Origin of the sequence: Pseudomonas sp. S49 (assembly GCF_009866785.1) — a bacterium.
In the GTDB taxonomy this organism is placed as follows: Bacteria; Pseudomonadota; Gammaproteobacteria; order Pseudomonadales; family Pseudomonadaceae; genus Aquipseudomonas.
Map to the genome: position 1 here is coordinate 6,249,735 of NZ_CP019432.1, position 22,630 is coordinate 6,272,364.

The following is a 22,630-nucleotide window of genomic DNA, read 5'->3' on the forward strand; positions in this document are numbered from 1 at the left end:
GAGCCTTACATGATTGGATTGAACACCGCAGCGGTTTACGTGCTGCAAACCCTCGGCAGTCTGTACCTGCTGATCGTGCTGCTGCGCTTCGTGCTGCAACTGGTACGGGCGAACTTCTACAACCCGCTGTGCCAGTTCATCGTCAAAGCGACCCAGCCACTGCTCAAACCACTGCGCCGGATCATTCCGAGCATGTTCGGTCTGGACATGTCGTCGCTGGTGCTGGCGATTCTGGTGCAACTGGCGCTGATGGCGCTGACCCTGCTGCTGACTTACGGCACCACCGGCAATCCGCTGCAACTGTTTATCTGGTCGCTGATCGGCGTGACCGCGCTGTTCCTGAAGATCTTCTTCTTCGCCCTGATCATCAGCGTGATTCTCTCGTGGGTCGCGCCGGGCAGCCACAATCCGGGGGCTGAACTGGTCAACCAGATCTGCGAGCCGGCGCTGGCGCCGTTCCGCCGCTTTCTGCCGAATCTCGGCGGTCTGGATCTGTCGCCGATCTTCGCCTTCCTCGCGCTGAAGCTGATCGACATGCTGGTGATCAACAATCTGGCGGCGATGACGATGATGCCGGAAATCCTCCGTCTGCTGATGTGAGCTGGTTTCGATGGGACGGTGACGACTTGATCCTCGAGTGTCACCTGCAACCGGCAGCCCGCAGCGATGACTTCGCCGGGCTGCACGGTGATCGTTTGAAGATCCGCCTGACCGCGCCGCCGGTCGAGGGCAAGGCCAATGCTTTTCTGATGGGCTTTCTGGCCAAGGCGTTTGGGGTTTCCAAGAGCCAGGTCAGTTTGCTCAGCGGCGAGTTGAACCGGCAGAAACGGGTGAAGATCTGCTCGCCGAAGAAGTTGCCGGACTTGCCCGGACTAGTGCGCTGATCGTTCCCACGCTCCGCGTGGGAATGCATCCCGGGACGCTCCGCGTCCCCCGCCGAAGCGGACGCGGAGCGTCCAATGAGGCGTTCCCACGCAGAGCGTGGGAACGAGCGCAGGTAGTTGCTTGCCGCTAACCCCCCCGGTCTTTAGACTTACGCCTCATTTCAACGAGAGCAGGGTCGATGCCAACTGCCTTTCCCCCCGATTCTGTTGGTCTGGTGACGCCGCAAACCGCGCACTTCAGCGAACCGCTGGCGCTGGCCTGTGGCCGTTCGCTGACCGCCTATGACCTGATCTACGAAACCTACGGCACGCTGAACGCGCAGGCGAGCAACGCCGTGCTGATTTGCCACGCCTTGTCCGGCCACCATCATGCTGCTGGCTATCACAGCGTCGACGACCGCAAACCCGGTTGGTGGGACAGCTGCATCGGCCCCGGCAAACCGATCGACACCCATAAATTCTTCGTGGTCAGCCTGAACAACCTCGGCGGATGCAACGGTTCCACCGGCCCGAGCAGCGTCAACCCGGAGACCGGCAAACCGTTCGGCGCCGACTTCCCGGTGCTCACCGTGGAAGACTGGGTGCACAGCCAGGCGCGTCTCGCTGACCTGCTCGGCATCGGCCAGTGGGCGGCGGTGATTGGCGGCAGCCTCGGCGGCATGCAAGCGCTGCAATGGACCATCACTTACCCGGATCGCGTGCGCCACTGCCTGGCCATCGCCTCGGCACCGAAGCTGTCGGCGCAGAACATTGCCTTCAACGAAGTCGCGCGTCAGGCGATTCTGACCGACCCGGAATTCCACGGCGGTTCGTTCCAGGAAGCGGGCGTGATCCCCAAGCGCGGGCTGATGCTGGCGCGCATGGTCGGGCACATCACCTACCTGTCCGACGATTCCATGGGCGAAAAATTCGGCCGTGGGTTGAAGAGCGAGAAGCTCAACTACGACTTCCACAGTGTCGAGTTCCAGGTCGAAAGCTACCTGCGTTATCAGGGCGAAGAGTTCTCCGGGCGCTTCGACGCCAACACCTATCTGTTGATGACCAAGGCACTGGATTACTTCGATCCGGCGGCGAACTTCGACGATAACCTGGCGAAAACCTTCGAGAACGCCACGGCCAAGTTCTGCGTGATGTCGTTCACCACTGACTGGCGCTTCTCCCCGGCCCGTTCGCGCGAACTGGTGGATGCGCTGATGGCGGCACGCAAAGATGTCAGCTATCTGGAAATCGATGCACCGCAGGGCCACGACGCCTTCCTGATTCCGATCCCGCGCTATTTGCAGGCGTTCGGCAATTACATGAACCGCATCACGCTGTGAGAAAGCCATGAGAGCTGATCTGGAAATCATCCAGGAATGGATCCCCGCCGGCAGCCGCGTCCTCGACCTTGGTTGCGGTGACGGCGAACTGCTGACCTGGCTGCGCGACAACAAGAATGTCACCGGTTATGGCCTGGAAAACGACGCCGACAACATCGCCGAATGCGTAGCCAAGGGCATCAACGTCATCGAGCAGGATCTGGACAAGGGGCTGGGCAACTTCGCCAGCAACAGTTTCGACGTCGTCGTCATGACCCAGGCCCTGCAAGCCGTGCACTACCCGGACAAGATCCTCGACGAAATGCTCCGGGTCGGCCGTCAGTGCATCATCACCTTCCCCAATTTCGGGCACTGGCGCTGCCGCTGGTATCTGGCGAGCAAGGGCCGCATGCCGGTGTCCGAGTTTCTGCCGTACACCTGGTACAACACGCCGAACATCCACTTCTGCACCTTCGAAGACTTTGAAGAACTTTGCCGCGAACGTGATGCGAAGGTCATTGATCGGCTTGCCGTGGATCAACAGCACCGTCACGGGTGGGCCAGTAAGCTATGGCCTAATCTGTTAGGTGAGATCGGTATCTACCGCGTCAGCAGCCCGCAGCTTGCAGACCACAAAGTCGCGGTCTGAATCCCGTCATTTCGAGGAGCACGATCATGGGTCGTTTAGCGTTGTTGTTATTGACTGCCTGCCTGAGCACCAGCGCTCTGGCGGCCGACGTCATCAAGGGTGAGCGCAAGGAAACCTTTGGCGACGTTACGGTGCACTACAACACTTTCAACTCGACGTACCTGCAACCGGACATCGCTAAGGCCGCGGAGCTGATCCGCAGCAAGAACCAAGGCGTGATCAATGTCTCGGTGATCAAGGACGGCAAACCACTGATCGCCAATGTCACCGGCACGGTCAAAGACCTGACCAGCCAGAGCGTGCCGCTGAATTTCAAGCAAGTCACCGAGCAGGGTGCGATCTACTACATCGCCCAGTACCCGGTGCCTCAGCAGGAAACCCGCACCTTTGAAATCAAGGTGCAGAACGGCGACAAGATCAACACCATCAATTTCAACCAAGAACTCTTTCCCGGCGAATGATGAACATCAAGCAGCTCGTACTGGCCAGCCATAACGCCGGCAAACTCAAAGAACTCCAGGCCATGCTCGGCGAATCGGTGCAACTGCGCTCGATTGGCGAGTGGAGCAAGGTCGAGCCGGAAGAAACCGGCCTGTCGTTCGTCGAGAACGCCATTCTCAAGGCGCGTAACGCCGCACGTATTTCCGGTTTGCCGGCGCTGGCCGACGACTCTGGTCTGGCGGTGGATTTCCTTGGCGGTGCGCCAGGCATCTATTCGGCGCGCTATGCCGACGGCAAGGGCGATGCGGCGAACAACGCCAAACTGCTCGATGCGCTGAAGGATGTGCCGCAAGCCGAGCGCGGGGCGCAGTTTGTTTGCGTATTGGCGCTGGTTCGTCACGCCGATGATCCGTTGCCGATCCTCTGCGAAGGCTTGTGGCATGGGCGCATCCTCACCGCCGCCAGCGGCGAGCACGGTTTCGGTTATGACCCGCTGTTCTGGGTGCCGGAACGCGACGTGTCCAGCGCCGAATTGAGCCCGGCCGACAAGAACCAGATCAGCCACCGCGCCCGTGCAATGGATCTGCTGCGCCAGCGTCTGGGCTTGAAATGACCGTTGATTCTTCTGCGTCGTCGCTGATCGTCGGCGGCGCCACGTCTTCGCCTCGGGCACCGCTGCCAACGCTGCCGCCCCTGGCGCTGTACATCCACATCCCGTGGTGTGTGCGCAAATGCCCGTATTGCGATTTCAACTCGCACACCGCCAGCCCGGTGTTGCCGGAGCAGGAATACGTCGACGCGCTGCTGGCCGATCTCGATCAGGACCTGCACGCAGTTTACGGCCGCGAAATCAGCTCGATCTTTTTTGGTGGCGGCACACCGAGCCTGTTCAGCGCCGAAGCGCTTGGGCGTTTGCTGGAAGGCGTCGAACAACGCATTCCGTTTGCTGAAGACATTGAAATCACTCTGGAAGCCAACCCCGGTACGTTCGAACAAGAGAAGTTCGTCGCCTACCGCAAGTTGGGGATCAATCGCCTGTCGATCGGGATCCAGAGCTTTCAGCAGGAAAAACTCAAGGCGCTGGGGCGGATTCACAACGGTGACGAAGCAGTGCGCGCGGCCGGGATGGCGCGGCAGGCCGGGTTCGATAACTTCAACCTCGACTTGATGCACGGTTTGCCCGATCAGTCGCTGGACGATGCCTTGAGCGATCTGCGCCAGGCCATCGCATTGAATCCGACGCACATCTCCTGGTATCAGCTGACGCTGGAGCCGAACACGGTGTTCTGGAACCAACCGCCAGTTCTGCCGGAAGACGACACATTGTGGGACATTCAAGAGGCCGGGCAGGCGCTGCTGGCCGAGCACGGTTACGCGCAATACGAAGTCTCGGCTTATGCACAGGCTGGGCGCCCGGCGCGGCATAACCTCAATTACTGGAGTTTCGGCGACTTCATCGGCATCGGCGCAGGCGCGCACGGTAAGCTCAGCCATCCGGACGGACGCATCGTGCGTACATGGAAGACCCGTTTGCCGAAGGACTATCTCAACCCGGCAAAAAGCTTTCAGGCCGGCGAGAAAGCGCTGACCAATGACGAGATGCCGTTCGAGTTTCTGATGAACGCTTTGCGCCTGACTGCCGGCGTCGAATCGCGCCTGTATCCGGAGCGCACTGGCCTGTCGCTGGAAAGCCTCGCCGAAGGCCGGGCCGCGGCAGAACAAAGCGGTCTGTTGCAGGTCGAACCGTCACGTCTGGCGGCCACCGAGCGCGGACAGTTGTTCCTCAACGACTTGCTGCAACAATTTCTGAACTGAGCCCAACCCTCAACTTCAGCCCCAAGGAAAAACGCATGGATTTGATACTCGACCTGCTCGCCACCGTCTCCCGCTGGAGCCGCAGCAACCTCTCGGAAATCGCCCTGGCGCTGGTCGGCTGCCTGCTGGTGCTGTTCGGCGCCGACTTCAAAGGCTGGGTCGAGCAACGCCTGGGCAGCATCGCCGGCGCCCTGCGCATACCGCTGATGTCGCTGCTGTGCGTGATCGGCAGTGGCGCGGCGCTGATCTACGCCACGCCATGGGTGATCAAGGGTTTGAGCCAGTTCAACAACTACAGCCTGGCGCCGGTGTTGTTGGTGGTACTGGTGCTGATCGGCGTCGTCGCCGACCGTCGCTGACTCCGCAAACGCCCCAAAACAACTGTGGGAGCGAGCCTGCTCGCGAAGGCGTCATGTCAGCCGACATCACTGCTGAATGACCGATCGCTTTCGCGAGCAGGCTCGCTCCCACAGTTGATCGCAATGACAGGGAAGCTCATGAGTAAAAAACTGCTGGATGAGACGAGCAAATTTCTTAGCTACGTACTGCGCCACGAGCCTCAGGCGATTGGGCTGACGCTGGATTCGGAGGGTTGGGCAGATATCGAAGCACTGATCAGCGGCGCTGCGCGTGATGGTCGAAGCCTGGATCGCTCACTGATTGAAAACGTCGTAGCGAACAGCGACAAAAAGCGCTTTTCGATCTCGGAAGACGGCCAGTCCATTCGCGCCGTTCAGGGCCATTCGACGAAAAGCGTAGCGCTTCAACTTGAGGAAAAGCAGCCGCCAGAGACGCTATATCACGGTACGGCGACGCGCTTCATGGACTCTATCAACCAGCAAGGCTTGATCCCGGGATCGCGTCACCACGTGCATCTATCGGAAGAATCCGCCACTGCCTCAGCCGTAGGGCAACGCTACGGAACCGTGGCAATCCTGAAAATCGCCGCGCAGCAAATGCATGAGCAAAGCTTCAAGTTTTATCAGGCCGAAAATGGCGTCTGGCTGACAGAGCAAGTGCCAGTGCGCTTCATTTCCACCCTGTAGCTTCTGACGAAACCGAAAACAACTGTAGGAGTGAGCCTGCTCGCGATGGCGGTCTGACATTCAACCTCTTCGGTGACTGTCAGTCCGCCATCGCGAGCAGGCTCACTCCTACATTGGGTATTGCGTGATGCTTAAGCGAGTTTTTCGAACTTCAGGTCCCACACGCCATGGCCAAGACGTTCGCCGCGGCGTTCAAACTTGGTGATCGGGCGTTCAGTCGGGCGTGGCACGCACTTGCCGTCTTCGGCGAGGTTGCGGTAGCCCGGGGCGACGTTCATCACTTCCAGCATGTATTCGGCGTACGGCTCCCAGTCGGTGGCCATGTGCAGAATGCCGCCGACCTTCAACTTGCTGCGCACCAGCTCAGCGAACGAGGCCTGAACGATGCGACGCTTGTGGTGACGGCTCTTGTGCCACGGGTCCGGGAAAAACAGCATCAGGCGATCGAGGCTGTTGTCGGCGATGCAGCGATTGAGCACTTCGATCGCGTCGCAATCGTAGACCCGCAGGTTGGTCAGGCCCTGAGTCAGCACGCCATTGAGCAGCGCGCCAACACCCGGACGGTGAACTTCAACACCGATGAAATCCTGATCCGGCGCCGCCGCGGCCATTTCCAGCAGCGAGTGGCCCATGCCGAAACCGATCTCCAGCGAGCGCGGTGCCGAACGGCCGAACACTTGATCGTAATCCACGGGCGCATCGGCCAGCGGCAGCACGTACAGCGGCGCGCCCTGATCCAGACCGCGTTGCTGGCCTTCGGTCATGCGCCCGGCGCGCATCACGAAACTCTTGATGCGGCGGTGTTGGCGCTCGTCGCCTTCTTCCGTCTGGATAGGCGTGTCGTTCGATTCAGTCATCAATGGCTCTTACTTGATCAGACCATCCAGCGGCGAAGAGGCGCTGGCATAGAGTTTTTTCGGCATACGGCCAGCGAGGTAGGCCAGACGGCCTGCAACGATGGCGTGTTTCATGGCTTCAGCCATCATCACCGGCTGCTGGGCGTGGGCGATGGCCGAGTTCATCAGCACCGCATCACAACCCAGTTCCATGGCGATAGTCGCGTCGGAAGCAGTACCGACACCGGCATCGACCAACACGGGAATCTTGGCTTCTTCGAGGATGATCTGCAGGTTGTACGGGTTGCAGATCCCCAGACCGGAACCGATCAGACCGGCCAGCGGCATCACCGCGATGCAGCCGATTTCCGCCAGTTGACGGGCGATGATCGGGTCATCGCTGGTGTAAACCATCACGTCGAAACCTTCCTTGACCAGCGTTTCGGCGGCCTTGAGGGTTTCGATCACATTGGGAAACAGGGTTTTCTGGTCAGCCAGTACTTCCAGCTTCACCAGGTTGTGGCCATCGAGCAGCTCACGGGCCAGGCGGCAGGTGCGCACAGCTTCGATGGCGTCGTAGCAACCGGCGGTGTTCGGCAGGAAGGTATAGCGCTCCGGCGACAGCACGTCGAGCAGGTTCGGCTCGCCTTCGATCTGGCCCAGGTTGGTGCGGCGCACGGCGAAGGTGACGATCTCGGCACCCGAGGCTTCGATGGCCTGACGGGTTTCTTCCATGTCACGGTACTTGCCGGTACCAACCAGCAAACGCGACTGGTAAGTACGACCGGCCAGAACAAAAGGCTTGTCGCTACGAACGATGCTCATGGGGAATCCTCTTTAAGGGTGAGGGTCTTGCAGAATTCTGTGCCCTCGCGGGGCGGGCGATCAGCCGCCGCCGATGGCGTGCACCACTTCGACGTTGTCACCGTCATTGAGCGTGGTGTCGGCATGCTGGCTGCGCGGGACGATATCCAGATTGAGTTCGACTGCCACCCGGCGTCCGGTCAGTTCCAGACGGGTGATCAGGGCCGCAACGGTCTCGCCGTCGGGCAGTTCAAGGGATTCACCGTTCAACTGAATGCGCATGCGTAACGCCGCCATCATTTTTAGGGGCTGGCATTCTAGCCCGATCATGACCTAAAGGTCAGCACCAAGCGTCAAGCGGTTGGTTGCAGGCGCCAGGCGGCGAGCCCCAGGCAAACCCATCCGACCAGAAATGCCAGGCCACCGAACGGGGTGATGATGCCGAGCTTGCTGATGCCGGTGGTGGTCAGCACGTACAGACTGCCCGAGAACAGCAGAATTCCGATGGTGAACGACACGCCGGCCCAAGCAACCAGCCGCCCCTGAATCTGCGTGGCCAACAGCGCCACACCGAACAGCGCCAAGGTGTGCACCAGTTGATAGGTCACGCCCGTGTGGAAAATCGTCAGGTACTCGGGTGTCAGGCGGTTTTTCAGGCCATGGGCGGCGAACGCACCCAAAGCGACCCCGGTGAAACCGAAAAAAGCAGCCAGCATCAAAAAGCCACGCAGCATTGGGAACTCCAGTCAGACGCGATCGGCAGGGTCTGTATAATGGCCCGCTCCACCGGTTCGGCCAAGCCATCTCTATGCTGCGTACTATTTTCCGTCGTCTCACGAAGGCCCTGCTCTGGTTCGCCGGTGGCAGCGTCTTGCTGGTGCTGGTGTTTCGCTTCGTGCCGCCGCCGGGCACGGCGTTGATGGTCGAGCGCAAGGTCGAATCCTGGGTCGATGGCGAGCCGATTGACCTGCAACGCACGTGGAAGCCCTGGGACGAGATCTCCGATGACCTCAAAGTTGCAGTCATGGCCGGCGAGGATCAGAAGTTTCCTGAGCATTGGGGTTTTGACTTCAGTGCGATCCAGGCCGCACTGGCGCACAACGAGCTCGGCGGCTCGATTCGCGGCGCCAGCACCTTGAGCCAGCAAGTGTCGAAGAACCTGTTTCTGTGGGCGGGTCGCAGCTATCTGCGTAAAGGCCTGGAAGCCTGGTTTACCGCGCTGATCGAAGTATTCTGGCCCAAGCAGCGGATTCTTGAGGTGTACCTGAACAGCGTCGAGTGGGATGACGGGGTGTTTGGCGCCGAAGCGGCTGCCCGCCATCACTTTGGCGTGAGCGCGAAATCGTTGTCACGTCAGCAGGCCAGTTATCTGGCGGCTGTTCTGCCGAACCCGCGGGTATGGAGTGCGAGCCATCCGACCGCTTATGTGTCGCGCCGGGCCGGGTGGATTCGGCAGCAGATGAGTCAGTTGGGTGGGGATAGTTATCTGTTGGGGCTGAATGATTCGCGTCGGGCACCGTGGTCTCGATAACACCGAGGATCTAAATGTAGGAGTGAGCCTGCTCGCGATAGCGGTACATCAGTGACGGCAATGCTGACTGTCACACCGCTATCGCGAGCAGGCTCACTCCTACAATGGTTTTGTGTTGAAGCACAAATGAAAACGCCCCGATCATCGCTGATCGGGGCGTTTTTTTTATTGCCTGCTCGCCGGTTATGCGGCAATCGACAACTTGAGCTTGTTCATCGCGCTCTTCTCGAGCTGACGGATCCGCTCGGCCGACACGTTGTACTTCTGCGCCAGGTCGTGCAGCGTGGCTTTCTCTTCTGCCAGCCAGCGCTGGTAGAGGATGTCACGGCTGCGCTCGTCCAGCACTTCCAGGGCTTCGTGCAGGTTGCTGTTGGAGTTGTCGCTCCAGTCGGCATCTTCCAGTTGACGCGCCGGGTCGTACCGGTGGTCTTCCAGATAGTTGGCCGGCGACTGGAAAGCGCTGTCGTCGTCGGCTTCAGCAGCCGGGTCGAAGGCCATGTCATGGCCGGTCAGGCGACTTTCCATCTCGCGCACTTCCCGCGGTTCAACGCCGAGGCTTTCCGCCACACGGTGGACTTCCTCGTTGTTCAGCCACGCCAGACGTTTCTTCTGGCTGCGCAGGTTGAAGAACAGCTTGCGCTGGGCCTTGGTGGTCGCGACTTTCACAATGCGCCAGTTGCGCAGAATGAACTCGTGAATTTCCGCCTTGATCCAGTGCACGGCGAACGACACCAGACGCACACCCATTTCCGGGTTGAAGCGCTTTACGGCCTTCATCAGGCCGACGTTACCTTCCTGGATCAGGTCAGCCTGAGCCAGACCGTAGCCGGAATAGCTACGGGCGATATGTACGACAAAACGCAGGTGGGCGAGCACCATCTGCCGAGCCGCCCCCAAATCCTGCTCATAGTAGAGACTCTCGGCCAGTTCACGCTCCTGCTCCGGCGTCAGCAATGGAATGCTGTTGACGGTGTGCACGTAAGCTTCCAGGTTCGCACCCGGAACCAACGCATACGCAGGCTGCAAAGAATTGGTCATACGAAAAAACCTCCCACTTACATACTCGTGCCTCTCGGCACTGCGAAAAATTGACCGGGAATTCAAGTGCAAGTTCCCAAAAAAACCGCGAGGTCAATCACGCGCAAAAAAGATTCTACTTCGGCGCCAGCTCCCTGAGATGGCGTGCGACTGCAATCCATGCACCGATATAACCCAACAGCACCGCGCCAAGCAAGAGCGACAGACCGTCGGCAACTGGCACTCCGGCCAGCGCGAAATCACTGCCGTACAAGCCGGCCAGTCCAACCACCGCATCGTTCAGCCAGTTCAGGCCGAACGCCAATACACCCCAGGACAACAGTCCCGCACCGAAGCCATACAACGCGCCCATATAAAGGAAGGGACGACGCACATAGCTGTCAGTGCCGCCGACGAGTTTAATCACTTCTATCTCTGTGCGGCGGTTTTCAATATGAAGACGAATGGTATTGCCTATCACCAAAAGTAATGCAGAAACCAAAAGCACCGTCAGACCGAAGACAAAACGATCGCCAAGCTTGAGGATGGCGGCCAGACGCTCGACCCAGACTAGATCAAGTTGCGCCTGTTGTACCTTGGGCAGCTCGGAAAGTTTTTGTCTTAATGCTTCCAGCGTCGGCTTGTCGACTTCGTTCGGCGTCACCAGCACGACCCCCGGCAACGGGTTCTCCGGCAGCTCGCGCAGGGCTTCGCCCAGCCCGGACTGCTGCTGGAACTCTTCCAGCGCCTGATCGCGGCCGACATATTCAGCATCAGCTACGCCGGGCATGCCTTTGATCTGTTCGCGCAGCGACTCACCCTGTTCCGGGCTGGCGTCGAGTTGCAGATACAGCGAAATCTGCGCCGCTCGCTGCCACGAACCGCCAAGACGCTCGACGTTGTTAAGCAACAGCGAAAGCCCCATCGGCAGGCTCAGCGCGACCGCCATCACCATGCAGGTGAAGAAGCTGCCGATCGGTTGCTTGCCGAGACGGCGCAGGCTGTCGAGCAGGCTGGCGCGATGGCTTTCGATCCACGCACGGAACAGCGTGGCGAAGTCCGGACCATCGTCTTCGTCGTGTTTTTTCTTCTTCGGCGGCTGCGGATCGGCGGCTTTCGGGGCCACGCGTTCGGAAACCTTCGGACTGCGTGTCGCACTCATTCTCCGGCCTCCCCGTCGCCAATCAATCGGCCGCGTTGCAGGGTCAGCATGCGGTGACGCATACGCGCGATCAGTGCCAGGTCGTGACTGGCAATCAGCACGCTGGTGCCCAGACGGTTGATGTCTTCGAAGACGCCCATGATCTCGGCCGCCAGACGCGGGTCGAGGTTACCGGTCGGTTCGTCCGCCAGCAGCAGGGCCGGGCGGTGAACGATGGCGCGAGCAATGCCGACGCGCTGTTGCTGACCGGTGGACAGGTCGCCCGGGTACAGATCGGTTTTATCCGACAGCGCCACGCGCTCCAGTGCCGAATCGACACGCTTGGCGATTTCGGCCTTGGACAGCCCGAGAATCTGCAGCGGCAAGGCGACGTTGTTGAACACCGTACGATCGAACAGCAACTGGTGGTTCTGGAACACCACGCCGATCTGCCGGCGCAGGAACGGAATCTGCGCGTTGCTGATGGTGCTCAGGTCTTGCCCGGCCAGCAGCAGTTTGCCGCTGGTTGGACGTTCCATCGCCAGCAACAGGCGCAACAACGTGGATTTACCGGCACCGGAGTGGCCGGTGACAAACAAGAACTCGCCACGACGGACTCGAAAGCTCAGCTCATGCAAGCCGACGTGACCGTTCGGGTAGCGTTTACCGACCTGTTCGAAACGAATCATGAACGCTCCCGCTCGGCAAACAGTGCCTGGACAAAGGGTTCGGCTTCAAAGGTACGCAAATCGTCGATGCCTTCACCGACGCCGATGTAGCGAATCGGCAGGCCGAACTGCTTGGCCAGGGCGAAAATCACCCCGCCCTTGGCGGTACCGTCAAGCTTGGTCAGCGCCAGACCGGTCAGTTCGACGGTCTGGTTGAATTGCTTGGCCTGGTTGATGGCGTTCTGGCCAGTACCGGCGTCGAGCACCAGCAACACTTCGTGCGGCGCGTCGGCGTCGAGCTTGCCGATTACGCGGCGAACCTTTTTCAGTTCTTCCATCAGGTTGTCTTTGGTGTGCAGACGACCGGCGGTGTCGGCGATCAGCACGTCGATGCCACGCGCCTTGGCGGCCTGCACGGCGTCGAAAATCACCGAAGCCGAGTCGGCGCCGGTGTGCTGGGCGATGACCGGAATCTTGTTGCGCTCGCCCCAGACTTGAAGTTGCTCCACGGCAGCGGCGCGGAAGGTGTCACCAGCGGCAAGCATGACTTTCTTGCCTTCCAGCTGCAGCTTCTTCGCCAGTTTGCCGATGGTGGTGGTCTTGCCGGCGCCGTTGACGCCAACCACCAGAATCACGAACGGCTTGTTCTGCGAGACGATCTTCAGCGGTTGTTCGACCGGTTTGAGCATCGCGGCCAACTCGGCCTGCAGGGATTTGTACAGCGCGTCGGCGTCGGCCAGCTCTTTGCGGGCGACCTTCTGGGTCAGGCGCTGGATGATCTGCGTGGTGGCTTCGACGCCGACGTCGGCGGTCAGCAGACGGGTTTCGAGGTCATCGAGCAGGTCGTCATCGATGGTTTTGCGGCCGAGGAACAGACTGGCCATGCCCTCGCCGATGCTGGCGCTGGTTTTCGACAGGCCTTGCTTGAGGCGGGCGAAGAAGCCGGCCTTGGTTTCTTCGGTGCGCGGGGCTTCGACCGGGGCCTCGGCAATCACTTCAACTGGAGTAACAGGAGCAGCGACAACCGGTGCAGGTGCAGGTGCAGGTGCAGGTGCAGGTGCAGGTGCAGGTGCAGGTGCAGGCTCGGGCTGTTGAACAACTGGCGCAACAAACACGGGCGCAACAGGCTCAACAACAACCGGCGCAGGCTCGACAACCGGCTCAACCACCGGTGCCGGAGCAACCTCTGGAACGAATGCAGCAGGCGCAGGAATCTCTGGGGTGACGTGCGGCGCAGCCTCTTCAACCAATGCCACTGGCTCTTCCGCCACAGGCAAAGTCAGCCATGCCTCAGCCGCCGGGGTCAGCGGCAATTCCGCCGCCACAGGCGCTTCTGGCTCAGACTCTGGCTCAACCGGTTGCAACACCGGTTCGGCAATCGGCAGAACGATCGGTGCCGGCTCTTCTTCTATTACCGGTGCAGGCGCCGGTGCAGGCTCAGGAATCGCGGGCGGCTGTTCGACGACGGGTTCCTGCGGTTTCTTACGCAGCCATCCGAACAGGCTTTTCTTCTCGCCAGCCGCAGCTGGGGTCTTCTTGTCGTCGTTGGAACCAAACATGGAGGACGGCTATCTCACGGTAGCGACGCGCCATAAGGGCGCCCCGGCAAATAAATATTCGATGCAGAACAGACTGTGTTTCATCCAGCTTGTTCACGCGCAACATTTTGTCGAGGCGCCACAGGCACCTCAAAGGTCGATTAATACGAAGGACTGGAATGGCATCTTCGGCGAAAACGCAGAGTTTAGCTGACAAACTCAAAGCTTCTGCCGGGAACCCATACAACCTATCGACCGATCAGTGGCTTGATAGGCGTGGCCGCCAGTAAAACGGATCAGTATCCTAGCACCCTCTCGCCCGCCGACGCTAAGACCAAGCGGGCAGCCCAACAGGTTAAAAAACGAATGAATGCTCTAGCCCGCCGCGCTGCAGGCCTGCTGCTCAGCACAGTCTGCCTGCCCCTTTCGGCCCTGGCGGCCGACCCGCAACCGACCCACGAATTCACCCTCGACAACGGCCTCAAGGTCGTCGTGCGCGAAGACCATCGCGCGCCCGTGGTGGTCTCGCAGGTCTGGTACAAGGTCGGCTCCAGCTACGAAACCCCGGGCCAGACCGGTCTGTCCCACGCGCTTGAGCACATGATGTTCAAGGGCAGCGAGAAAGTCGGTCCCGGCGAAGCGTCGCTGATCCTGCGTGATCTGGGCGCCGAAGAGAACGCTTTCACCAGCGACGACTTCACCGCTTATTACCAGGTGCTGGCTCGCGACCGCTTGGGCGTAGCTTTCGAACTGGAAGCCGACCGCATGGCCAATCTGCGCCTGCCGGCCGACGAGTTCGCCAAGGAAATCGAAGTCATCAAGGAAGAGCGCCGCTTGCGCACCGATGACAAGCCGATGTCCAAGGCTTACGAGCGTTACAAAGCCATGGCCTACCCGGCCAGCGGTTACCACACACCGACCATTGGCTGGATGGCTGACCTCGACCGCATGACGGTCGAAGAGCTGCGCCACTGGTACCAATCCTGGTACGTGCCGAACAACGCCACGCTGGTGGTGGTCGGCGACGTGACCCCGGACGAGGTAAAAACCCTCGCCCAACGCTATTTCGGCCCGATCGCCAAGCGCGAGGTACCACCGGCGAAAAAACCGCTGGAACTGGCCGAACCCGGCGAACGCCAGATCACCCTGCACGTGCAGACGCAATTGCCGAGCTTGATGCTTGGTTTCAACGTGCCGAGCATCGCCACGGCTGAAGACAAGCGCTCGGTCAACGCTCTGCGACTGATCTCGGCGCTGCTCGACGGCGGCTACAGCGGTCGCATCCCGACGCAACTGGAGCGCGGTGAAGAGCTGGTTTCCGGCGGTTCGTCGAGCTACGACGCCTACACCCGTGGCGACAGCCTGTTCACCCTGTCGGCAACCCCGAACACGCAGAAGAAAAAGACCATGGCGCAAGCCGAAGCCGGTCTGTGGAAACTGCTGGAACAGTTGAAAACCACCGCACCGTCCGCCGAAGAGCTGGAGCGCGTGCGTGCACAAGTGATCGCCGGTCTGGTCTTCGAGCGTGATTCGATCACCAGTCAGGCCACGGCCATCGGGCAGCTGGAAACCGTCGGCCTGTCGTGGAAACTGATGGACACCGAACTCGCCGATCTGGAAAGCGTCACCCCGCAAGACATCCAGAACGCCGCCAAGCTGTATTTCACCCGCGAACGTCTCAGCGTCGCCCACGTCCTGCCACTGGAGACGACTCATGAGTGAGCGCAAAACCCCACGCCTGCTGCTCGGCCTGATCGCCGTTGCAGTGATCGGCTCTGCCGCGTTGTACCTGTCGCCAGGCGCTGACAGCAATGCCAGCGAAGCCTTGGACAACGCCAAGACCAGCCAAAAGCTGCAATCACTGGCCGAGCTCGACGGCAAGGCCCCGGCCAGCCGCAAGCTCGACGTGCAAACCTGGAACACCGCCGAAGGCGCCAAAGTGCTGTTCGTCGAAGCCCATGAGCTGCCAATGTTCGACATGCGCCTGATCTTCGCCGCCGGCAGCAGCCAGGACGGCAGCGCATCGGGTCTGGCGGTACTGACCAACGCCATGCTCAACGAAGGTGTCGCTGGCAAAGACGTCGGCGCCATCGCTCAGGGCTTTGAAGGTTTGGGTGCGGATTTCGGCAACGGTGCTTTCAAGGACATGGCGCTGGCTTCGCTGCGCAGCCTGAGTGCTGCCGACAAGCGTGAGCCTGCTTTGAAGCTGTTCTCGGAAGTCATCGGCAAACCGACCTTCCCGGCCGACTCGTTCGCGCGCATCAAGAACCAGATGCTCGCCGGATTCGAATATCAGAAACAGAACCCCGGCAAACTCGCCAGCCTTGAGCTGATGAAGCGTCTGTATGGCGATCACCCGTACGCGCATTCGAGCGACGGCAATCCACAGAGCGTGCCGAAGATCACTCTCGCGCAATTGCGTGAGTTCCACGCCAAGGCTTACGCCGCTGGCAATGTGGTGATTGCGCTGGTCGGTGACTTGTCTCGCACGGAAGCCGAGACGATTGCCAATCAGGTCTCCTCGGCCCTGCCGAAAGGCCCGGCGCTGGCGAAGATCGCTCAGCCGCAGGAACCGAAAGCCAGCACTGGCCATATCGAATTCCCGTCGAAGCAGACCAACCTGATGCTCGCGCAACTGGGCATCGACCGTGATGACCCGGATTACGCGGCGCTGTCGATGGGCAACCAGATCCTCGGTGGCGGCGGTTTCGGCACACGCCTGATGAGCGAAGTGCGTGAAAAACGTGGCCTGACTTACGGCGTATATTCGGGTTTCAGCCCGATGCAGGCTCGTGGCCCGTTCATGATCAATCTGCAGACTCGTGCGGAAATGAGCGAAGGCACCCTGAAACTGGTGCAAGACGTGCTCGCCGACTACCTGAAAACCGGGCCGACGCAGAAAGAACTCGATGACGCCAAACGCGAGCTGGCTGGCAGCTTCCCGCTATCGACCGCGAGCAATGCCGATATCGTTGGCCAACTCGGCGCCATGGGCTTCTATAATCTGCCGTTGAGCTATCTGGACGACTTCATGCGCCAATCGCAGAGCCTGACCGTGGAACAAGTCCGCGACGCCCTGAACAAACACCTGAGCACGGACAAAATGGTCATCGTCACCGCTGGCCCGACCGTGCCGCAAAAGCCGTTACCGGCCCCATCTGATAAACCTGCCGAGCAACCGCTCGGGGTTCCGGAGCACTAATGGCTACCCGATCGCCTAAAAAACCTGCGCAAAACGTCCACAACGGTGTGAACCAGTTGCGCATCATTGGCGGCCAATGGCGCAGCCGCAAGCTGAGCTTCCCCGACGCGCCGGGCCTGCGCCCGACGCCGGATCGCGTGCGTGAAACCCTGTTCAACTGGCTCGCGCCGTACGTTGAAGGGGCCAAGGTACTCGACCCGTTCGCCGGCAGCGGCGCGCTGTTTCTCGAAGCACTGTCCCGCGGCGCTGCCATGGGCCAGGCGCTGGATGCCAGCAACATTGCCGTCTCCAGCCTGAAGGAACACCTCGGCACCCTGCGCTGCACCAACGGCCAGGTGCAGACCGCCGACGCCCTGCGTTATCTGGAAACCCAGACCGCCAGTGCGTTCGACCTGGTGTTCCTCGACCCGCCGTTCAATCAGAACCTGCTGCCGACCGTTTGCGCCTTGCTCGAAGAACGTCAGTGGCTGGCGCCCGACTCGTGGATCTACACTGAAAGCGAAACAGCGCCATCGACGCTGGGTCTGCCGGGCAACTGGCGCCTGCACCGCGAGCAGAAATCCGGCCGGGTTTACTACGCGCTGTGGCAACGTACGGCAGAGATCGCCGGTTAACCGACCGGCCTGAACAAGCGGCGCGCCTCGAACAAGGCCGCCGCGCTGCATCGAGAACCATCGTGCCCCCTTCGTCAGAACGCTTCACCCCCGCCTTCGGCCTCGGCAATCCGCACCTGCAAACCTTGTGGGGACCGCTGTGGCGCAAAACCGTACATATCGAGCGTGAACGCGAACGCCTGTGGCTTGAGGACGGCGACTTCCTCGATCTCGACTGGCACGGTCCGCACACCGCCGATGCGCCCCTGGTGTTGGTACTGCACGGCCTGACCGGTTCCTCCAATTCGCCTTACGTCGCCGGCATCCAGAAGGCGCTGGCCGATCAAGGCTGGGCCAGTGTTGCGCTGAACTGGCGCGGTTGTTCGGGCGAGCCGAATCTGCTGCCGCGCAGTTATCATTCCGGCGCCAGCGAAGACCTCGCCGAAACCATCAGACACCTGCGCGCCAAGCGACCGTTGGCACCGCTGTATGCCGTTGGCTATTCGTTGGGCGGCAATGTGTTGCTCAAACATCTTGGGGAAACCGGCAGCGCCAGCGGTGTGCTAGGTGCCGTGGCGGTGTCAGTGCCGTTTCGCCTCGATCAATGCGCCGACCGCATCGGCCAGGGATTTTCCAAGGTCTATCAAGCGCACTTCATGCGCGAGATGGTCGCCTACATCAAGAACAAGCAGCGACAGTTTCAGCATGACGGCCGCGAAGACGGACTCGCCGCACTGGCGGCTCTCGGTTCGCTGGAGAACATGCGCACCTTCTGGGATTTCGATGGCCGGGTGACCGCGCCGTTGCACGGTTTCAATGATGCCGAGGATTACTATCGTCGCGCCTCAAGCCGCTATTTCCTCGGTGAGATCCGCACGCCGACGCTGATCATTCAGGCGGCGGACGATCCGTTCGTGTTCCCGCACAGTTTGCCGCAGGCCAGTGAGCTGTCGCCGTCGACCGCCTTCGAATTGCAGGCACGCGGCGGGCACGTCGGCTTCGTCGATGGCTCGCTGCGCCAGCCCGGTTATTACCTGGAACGACGCATCCCACAGTGGCTGGCGCGCGCGTCCACATGAGCGATCAGGGCGAGTCGATCCGTTTCTGGCAAACCGCGCCACTGGCCGGGGTCGAGTTGTTGTCGGCGCGCTACATCGAGCATCGTTTCGCCCCGCATGTGCACGACGGATTCGTGATCGGCATGATCATGGCCGGCGCCCAGCGTTATCGCTATCGCGGCGCCGAACATTTGGCCGGCAGCGGCACGCTGGTGTTGATCAATCCGGACGAATTGCACACCGGGCACAAAGGCACCGAGGACGGCTGGCTGTATCGGGCGTTTTATCCCGATACGGCGCAAATCGTTTCGCTGCTGGATGAGCTGGAACTGTCCACCACGAGCCTGCCGGCGTTTGGCGCCACGCTGTATCGCGATGCGGATCTGGTCAACGGCTTTGCGCAATTGCATCGTTTGCTCGAAAGTCCGGCCACCGCACTGCAACAGCAAACGCTGTGGCGCGAGATGATGTTGCTGCTGTTGCAGCGCCATGCGGCAGTGCCGGTGCCCGGTCGAGCCGGCAAGGAACACCGTGCGGTGCTGCTGGGCAAGGAATTGTTGCACGCACAATTGGCGGCGCCACCGTCACTGGAAGAGCTGGCGGCGGCGGTCAATCTGTCGCCCTTCCATTTCGCCCGGGTGTTCCGCCGCGCCACCGGCATGCCGCCGCACACCTGGCTGATGCAGCAACGCATCGCCCAGGCTCGCGCACTTCTGCAACACGGCTGCCTGCCGGTGGAGGTCGCCACACAATTGGGATTTGCCGACCAGAGCCATTTGAGCCGGCAGTTCAAGCAGGCTTATGGCGTCGGACCCGCCGCGTACCGCAGCGCCCGACAATTTCCTTCAGACAACGAATAACCAATGTGGGAGCGAGCCTGCTCGCGAAAGCGGTTGTTCATTCAACATTAATGTCGACTGATCCGACGCCTTCGCGAGCAGGCTCGCTCCCACGGGTATTGATTATTCGCCGGTGGCGATACCGCGCGAAGGCTCGTTGATCCACTCGCTCCACGATCCGGCATACAACGACGCCAACGGATAACCCGCCAGGCACAACGCAAACAGGTTGTGACACGCCGTCACGCCGGAACCGCAATAGGCAACCAGATCCGCTGGCGAACGCTCACCGATCTTGGCGGCAAAACGATGTTTGAGCTGATCCGCCGGCAGGAATCGCCCATCGCTGCCGAGGTTGTCGGTGAACGCCGCGCATTGCGCGCCGGGAATGTGCCCGGCAATCGGATCAATCGGCTCAACTTCACCCTTGAACCGCGGCAAAGCCCGAGCATCAATCAAGGTCAACGCAGGTTGGCCAAGACGCTTTTGCAATTTTTCGGCGCTGATCAGAATGCTCATATCCGGCTGGCCACTGAAAGTGCCGCGACTGACCGTCGGCGCATCCAGGCTCAGCGGCAGCCCCGCCGCATGCCACGCCTTGAGCCCGCCATCGAGAATGAACACGCCATCGCGCTTGCCCAGCCACGCCAGCAACCACCACGCCCGCGCCGCGTAGGCACCGGGGCCGTCGTCGTACAAAACCACGTCGCTGTCATTGTTGATGCCCCACGCCTGTAGCCGCTCGATCAGCTCTGCCGACTCGGGCAACGGATGACGGCCAGTCACGCCTTTGACCACTGTGCCGCTGAGGTCACGCTCAAGATCGGCGAAGCTCGCCCCGGCTATGTGCCCTTCGGCATAGCTGCGTTGCCCGTAGTCCGGGTCTTCGAGAGCAAAACGACAATCGAGAATCACCAGCCCCGGCTGCGCCTTGCGGGCATCCAGTGCTTCGGGGCTGATCAGTTGCGCAATCGGCATAACGGGCTCCTGGGGGATTTCAACAGAACGGTTTATTTCACGTCTTCGAGGGCCTGGGCCAGCGGCACGTAGAACTCCTCGAACAACGCATTGACCTCGTCACGCGCCTGCTCGGTGACAAACCCGGCCTCCAGCACCAGCACCTGATACACGCCACGTTTAATGGCCTGCTCACTGAGGTGGTTGGAGTTTTCGCGGGTGGTGCACAGGAAGCGCACCCAGGACGTCAGGATGATCCAGGCATTGAGGGTCAGGGATTCGATCTGCACGCGATCCATGTCGAGAATCCCGGCGGCGACAAAACCTTCGTAGATCGCCGCGCCCTGGATCACGCAGCGCTGGGAAAAGCGCCGATAGCGCGCGGCCAGTTCCGGATCGCTGTCGAGCAGATGCTCCAGATCACGATGCAGAAAACGGTAGCGCCACATCGCCGAAAGCAATTCCTTGAGATAGAAACGCTTGTCCTCGACGGTCGCCGCACGCCCCTGCGGCGGGCGCAGAAAACTGTCGACGAGGCTTTCGTACTCACTGAACAACACGGCGATGATCGCCTGCTTGTTGGGGAAGTGGTAGTACAGGTTGCCCGGAGAAATCTCCATGTGGGCAGCAATGTGATTGGTGCTGATGCTGCGCTCGCCCTGCTGATTGAACAGCTCAAGGCTGTTCAGCACGATACGCTCGCTGGTTTTTATTCGTGGGGCCATGGCTTGAGCTTTAATTCAGAGTGCGTTGGGGGGCATCTTACGACCTAACCGGAAATGGATAAAACACTGCTGTGCAAGGAAGTCATTTGACTTTATAGAGCATAGACTCTAAAAAGTTCATCACTACAATAAATCCGGAGCAGACCATGACTGCCGACATTGCCTACCTGCAAACGCTGCAACAACCGCTGGCCGAGCTGGAGCGGTTGTTCAAGGCGCAGCGGGCTGCGTATGCCGCCAATCCGATGCCGCCCGCCGCCCAGCGCCAGCAATGGCTCAAGGCACTGAGTGATTTGCTCAGCAACGAGCGTCAGGCATTGATCGAGGCGATCAGCTCCGATTTCAGCCATCGCAGCGCCGATGAAACCCTGCTCGCCGAGCTGATGCCAAGCCTGCACGGCATTCATTACGCCAGCCGGAATCTCAAAGGCTGGATGAAAGCCTCGCGACGCAAGGTTGGCATGGCGTTCCAGCCGGCCTCGGCGAAAGTGGTGTATCAGCCATTGGGCGTGGTTGGCGTCATCGTGCCGTGGAATTACCCGTTGTACCTGGCCGTCGGCCCGCTGGTCGGCGCCTTGGCGGCGGGCAACCGGGTGATGCTCAAACTCAGCGAATCGACCCCGGCTACCGGCTTGTTGCTCAAAGAATTGCTGGCGCGAATCTTCCCCGAAGACCTGGTCTGCGTGGTGCTCGGTGAGGCCGACATCGGCGTGGCGTTCTCCCGTTTGCGCTTCGATCACTTGCTGTTCACCGGGGCCACCAGCATCGGCAAACACGTGATGCGCGCCGCCGCCGAAAACCTCACCCCGGTGACGCTGGAGCTGGGCGGCAAGTCGCCGGCCATCGTCTCCCGCGATGTGCCGCTCAAGGATGCTGCCGAGCGCATCGCCTTCGGTAAAACCCTCAACGCCGGCCAGACCTGCGTTGCCCCGGATTACGTGCTGGTGCCGGAAGATCGGGTCGGCGCTTTCGTCGAAGCCTATCGCCAGGCTGTGCAGGGTTTTTATCCGACACTCATCGACAATCCGGACTACACGGCGATCATCAACGAACGCCAATTGGCGCGACTCAACGGCTACGTCAGCGACGCGACCAGCAAGGGTGCGCTGTTGATTCCGTTGTTCGAACAGGCTCAGGGCCGGCGCATGCCGCACAGCGTGCTGCTGAATGTCAGCGACGAGATGACCGTGATGCAGGACGAAATCTTCGGCCCGTTGCTGCCGATCGTGCCGTATCAGGATCTGGAGCAGGCATTTGCTTACATCAATCAGCGGCCACGTCCTCTGGCTCTTTACTACTTTGGCTACGACAAACGCGAACAGAACCGGGTGCTACACGAAACTCATTCCGGCGGTGTGTGCCTGAACGACACCTTGCTGCATGTGGCTCAGGACGATATGCCGTTCGGTGGCATCGGCGCTTCGGGCATGGGCCACTACCACGGTCACGAAGGCTTCCTGACCTTCAGCAAAGCCAAGGGCGTGTTGATCAAACAACGCTTCAACGCGGCCAGACTGATTTACCCGCCCTACGGCACATCGATTCAGAAACTGATCCAGAAGCTGTTCATTCGCTAAACCTTTGTCAT

The 22,630-nt window shown here is 60.6% G+C and carries 26 protein-coding genes; 16 read left to right on the plus strand and 10 right to left on the minus strand.

Translation table 11 applies throughout. The annotated features are described in order from the left end of the window. Positions 1–9 precede the first annotated feature (9 nt). The 9 genes from PspS49_RS27740 (at position 10) to PspS49_RS27780 (ending at position 6,133) form a co-directional block, all read left to right on the plus strand. On the plus strand, positions 10–600 hold the full coding sequence (locus PspS49_RS27740) for a YggT family protein (protein WP_150776071.1): 591 nt from the start codon (positions 10–12) through the stop codon (positions 598–600). Next, positions 597–884, plus strand: a complete 288-nt coding sequence (locus PspS49_RS27745; protein WP_127930111.1) for a DUF167 domain-containing protein — start codon at positions 597–599, stop codon at positions 882–884. Before PspS49_RS27740 ends, PspS49_RS27745 begins: the two co-directional genes overlap by 4 nt. Before the next feature lie 179 nt (positions 885–1,063). Next, complete coding sequence (locus PspS49_RS27750) at positions 1,064–2,203, plus strand: homoserine O-acetyltransferase (RefSeq protein ID WP_150749753.1); 1,140 nt, start codon at positions 1,064–1,066, stop codon at positions 2,201–2,203. A 7-nt stretch (positions 2,204–2,210) separates the two neighbouring features. Continuing rightward, positions 2,211–2,831, plus strand: a complete 621-nt coding sequence (gene metW / locus PspS49_RS27755; protein ID WP_127930113.1) for a methionine biosynthesis protein MetW — start codon at positions 2,211–2,213, stop codon at positions 2,829–2,831. 26 nt (positions 2,832–2,857) lie between these two features. Beyond that, complete coding sequence (locus PspS49_RS27760; RefSeq protein WP_160042203.1) at positions 2,858–3,292, plus strand: DUF4426 domain-containing protein; 435 nt, start codon at positions 2,858–2,860, stop codon at positions 3,290–3,292. After that, entirely contained in the window at positions 3,289–3,885 is a 597-nt protein-coding gene (rdgB, locus tag PspS49_RS27765) for an RdgB/HAM1 family non-canonical purine NTP pyrophosphatase (protein WP_007913634.1), read from the plus strand. Before PspS49_RS27760 ends, rdgB begins: the two co-directional genes overlap by 4 nt. Then, positions 3,882–5,087, plus strand: coding sequence for a radical SAM family heme chaperone HemW (hemW, locus tag PspS49_RS27770; protein ID WP_160042205.1), 1,206 nt, complete (start codon positions 3,882–3,884; stop codon positions 5,085–5,087). The genes rdgB and hemW overlap by 4 nt, the downstream gene beginning before the upstream one ends. A gap of 35 nt (positions 5,088–5,122) precedes the next feature. Next, positions 5,123–5,446 (plus strand): DUF3392 domain-containing protein, encoded by a 324-nt coding sequence (locus PspS49_RS27775; RefSeq protein WP_034153666.1) that lies wholly within the window; start codon positions 5,123–5,125, stop codon positions 5,444–5,446. A gap of 138 nt (positions 5,447–5,584) precedes the next feature. Continuing rightward, complete coding sequence (locus PspS49_RS27780; protein ID WP_160042207.1) at positions 5,585–6,133, plus strand: RNA 2'-phosphotransferase; 549 nt, start codon at positions 5,585–5,587, stop codon at positions 6,131–6,133. A gap of 131 nt (positions 6,134–6,264) precedes the next feature. Here PspS49_RS27780 and trmB read toward each other — a convergent pair whose 3' ends face one another. The 4 genes from trmB to PspS49_RS27800 form a co-directional block, all read right to left on the minus strand. Next, positions 6,265–6,990: a tRNA (guanosine(46)-N7)-methyltransferase TrmB gene (gene trmB, locus PspS49_RS27785; protein ID WP_122604431.1), complete on the minus strand. Its 726-nt coding sequence runs from the start codon at positions 6,988–6,990 to the stop codon at positions 6,265–6,267. A 9-nt stretch (positions 6,991–6,999) separates the two neighbouring features. Beyond that, entirely contained in the window at positions 7,000–7,794 is a 795-nt protein-coding gene (locus tag PspS49_RS27790) for a thiazole synthase (RefSeq protein ID WP_007913621.1), read from the minus strand. A 60-nt stretch (positions 7,795–7,854) separates the two neighbouring features. Then, complete coding sequence (gene thiS, locus PspS49_RS27795; protein ID WP_122604433.1) at positions 7,855–8,055, minus strand: sulfur carrier protein ThiS; 201 nt, start codon at positions 8,053–8,055, stop codon at positions 7,855–7,857. Positions 8,056–8,126: 71 nt separating this feature from the next. Then, entirely contained in the window at positions 8,127–8,507 is a 381-nt protein-coding gene (locus PspS49_RS27800; RefSeq protein WP_160042209.1) for a DUF423 domain-containing protein, read from the minus strand. 74 nt (positions 8,508–8,581) lie between these two features. On the opposite strand from PspS49_RS27800, the gene mtgA reads away from it, so the two are divergent. After that, positions 8,582–9,304 carry a monofunctional biosynthetic peptidoglycan transglycosylase gene (mtgA, locus tag PspS49_RS27805; protein WP_007913618.1) on the plus strand — a complete coding sequence of 241 codons (723 nt, stop codon included), beginning with the start codon at positions 8,582–8,584 and terminating at the stop codon, positions 9,302–9,304. 183 nt (positions 9,305–9,487) lie between these two features. On the opposite strand, the gene rpoH is transcribed toward mtgA, so the two are convergent. From rpoH to ftsY, 4 genes are all read right to left on the minus strand, one after another. Beyond that, complete coding sequence (gene rpoH / locus PspS49_RS27810) at positions 9,488–10,342, minus strand: RNA polymerase sigma factor RpoH (protein WP_007913617.1); 855 nt, start codon at positions 10,340–10,342, stop codon at positions 9,488–9,490. 115 nt (positions 10,343–10,457) lie between these two features. After that, positions 10,458–11,483, minus strand: a complete 1,026-nt coding sequence (gene ftsX / locus PspS49_RS27815; protein WP_099757424.1) for a permease-like cell division protein FtsX — start codon at positions 11,481–11,483, stop codon at positions 10,458–10,460. Next, entirely contained in the window at positions 11,480–12,151 is a 672-nt protein-coding gene (gene ftsE / locus PspS49_RS27820; RefSeq protein ID WP_008065082.1) for a cell division ATP-binding protein FtsE, read from the minus strand. The genes ftsX and ftsE overlap by 4 nt, the downstream gene beginning before the upstream one ends. Next, positions 12,148–13,689: a signal recognition particle-docking protein FtsY gene (gene ftsY / locus PspS49_RS27825; RefSeq protein WP_160042211.1), complete on the minus strand. Its 1,542-nt coding sequence runs from the start codon at positions 13,687–13,689 to the stop codon at positions 12,148–12,150. The genes ftsE and ftsY overlap by 4 nt, the downstream gene beginning before the upstream one ends. A 345-nt stretch (positions 13,690–14,034) precedes the next feature. Here ftsY and PspS49_RS27830 point away from each other — a divergent pair, with 345 nt between their 5' ends. The 5 genes from PspS49_RS27830 to PspS49_RS27850 all read left to right on the plus strand — a co-directional run bounded on the left by PspS49_RS27830 (position 14,035) and on the right by PspS49_RS27850 (position 19,381). Beyond that, entirely contained in the window at positions 14,035–15,390 is a 1,356-nt protein-coding gene (locus PspS49_RS27830) for a pitrilysin family protein (protein ID WP_127930122.1), read from the plus strand. Beyond that, a complete protein-coding gene (locus PspS49_RS27835) occupies positions 15,383–16,870 on the plus strand; it encodes a pitrilysin family protein (RefSeq protein WP_160042213.1) in 1,488 nt (495 codons plus the stop codon). The genes PspS49_RS27830 and PspS49_RS27835 overlap by 8 nt, the downstream gene beginning before the upstream one ends. Next, positions 16,870–17,484 carry a 16S rRNA (guanine(966)-N(2))-methyltransferase RsmD gene (gene rsmD, locus PspS49_RS27840; RefSeq protein WP_127930124.1) on the plus strand — a complete coding sequence of 205 codons (615 nt, stop codon included), beginning with the start codon at positions 16,870–16,872 and terminating at the stop codon, positions 17,482–17,484. Before PspS49_RS27835 ends, rsmD begins: the two co-directional genes overlap by 1 nt. 62 nt (positions 17,485–17,546) lie before the next feature. Next, positions 17,547–18,542 carry a hydrolase gene (locus PspS49_RS27845; RefSeq protein ID WP_127930125.1) on the plus strand — a complete coding sequence of 332 codons (996 nt, stop codon included), beginning with the start codon at positions 17,547–17,549 and terminating at the stop codon, positions 18,540–18,542. Beyond that, positions 18,539–19,381: an AraC family transcriptional regulator gene (locus PspS49_RS27850; protein ID WP_160042215.1), complete on the plus strand. Its 843-nt coding sequence runs from the start codon at positions 18,539–18,541 to the stop codon at positions 19,379–19,381. Before PspS49_RS27845 ends, PspS49_RS27850 begins: the two co-directional genes overlap by 4 nt. Before the next feature lie 102 nt (positions 19,382–19,483). Here the strand turns inward: PspS49_RS27850 and PspS49_RS27855 are convergent, their stop codons facing one another. Together PspS49_RS27855 and PspS49_RS27860 are read right to left on the minus strand one after the other, a co-directional pair. Continuing rightward, positions 19,484–20,338 (minus strand): sulfurtransferase, encoded by an 855-nt coding sequence (locus PspS49_RS27855; RefSeq protein WP_160042217.1) that lies wholly within the window; start codon positions 20,336–20,338, stop codon positions 19,484–19,486. A 32-nt stretch (positions 20,339–20,370) separates the two neighbouring features. After that, a complete protein-coding gene (locus tag PspS49_RS27860; protein ID WP_007913599.1) occupies positions 20,371–21,042 on the minus strand; it encodes a TetR/AcrR family transcriptional regulator in 672 nt (223 codons plus the stop codon). A gap of 146 nt (positions 21,043–21,188) precedes the next feature. Between PspS49_RS27860 and PspS49_RS27865 the strand changes: the two genes are divergently transcribed. Continuing rightward, positions 21,189–22,619: a coniferyl aldehyde dehydrogenase gene (locus PspS49_RS27865; protein ID WP_150749762.1), complete on the plus strand. Its 1,431-nt coding sequence runs from the start codon at positions 21,189–21,191 to the stop codon at positions 22,617–22,619. The last annotated feature ends 11 nt before the right edge of the window (positions 22,620–22,630 follow it).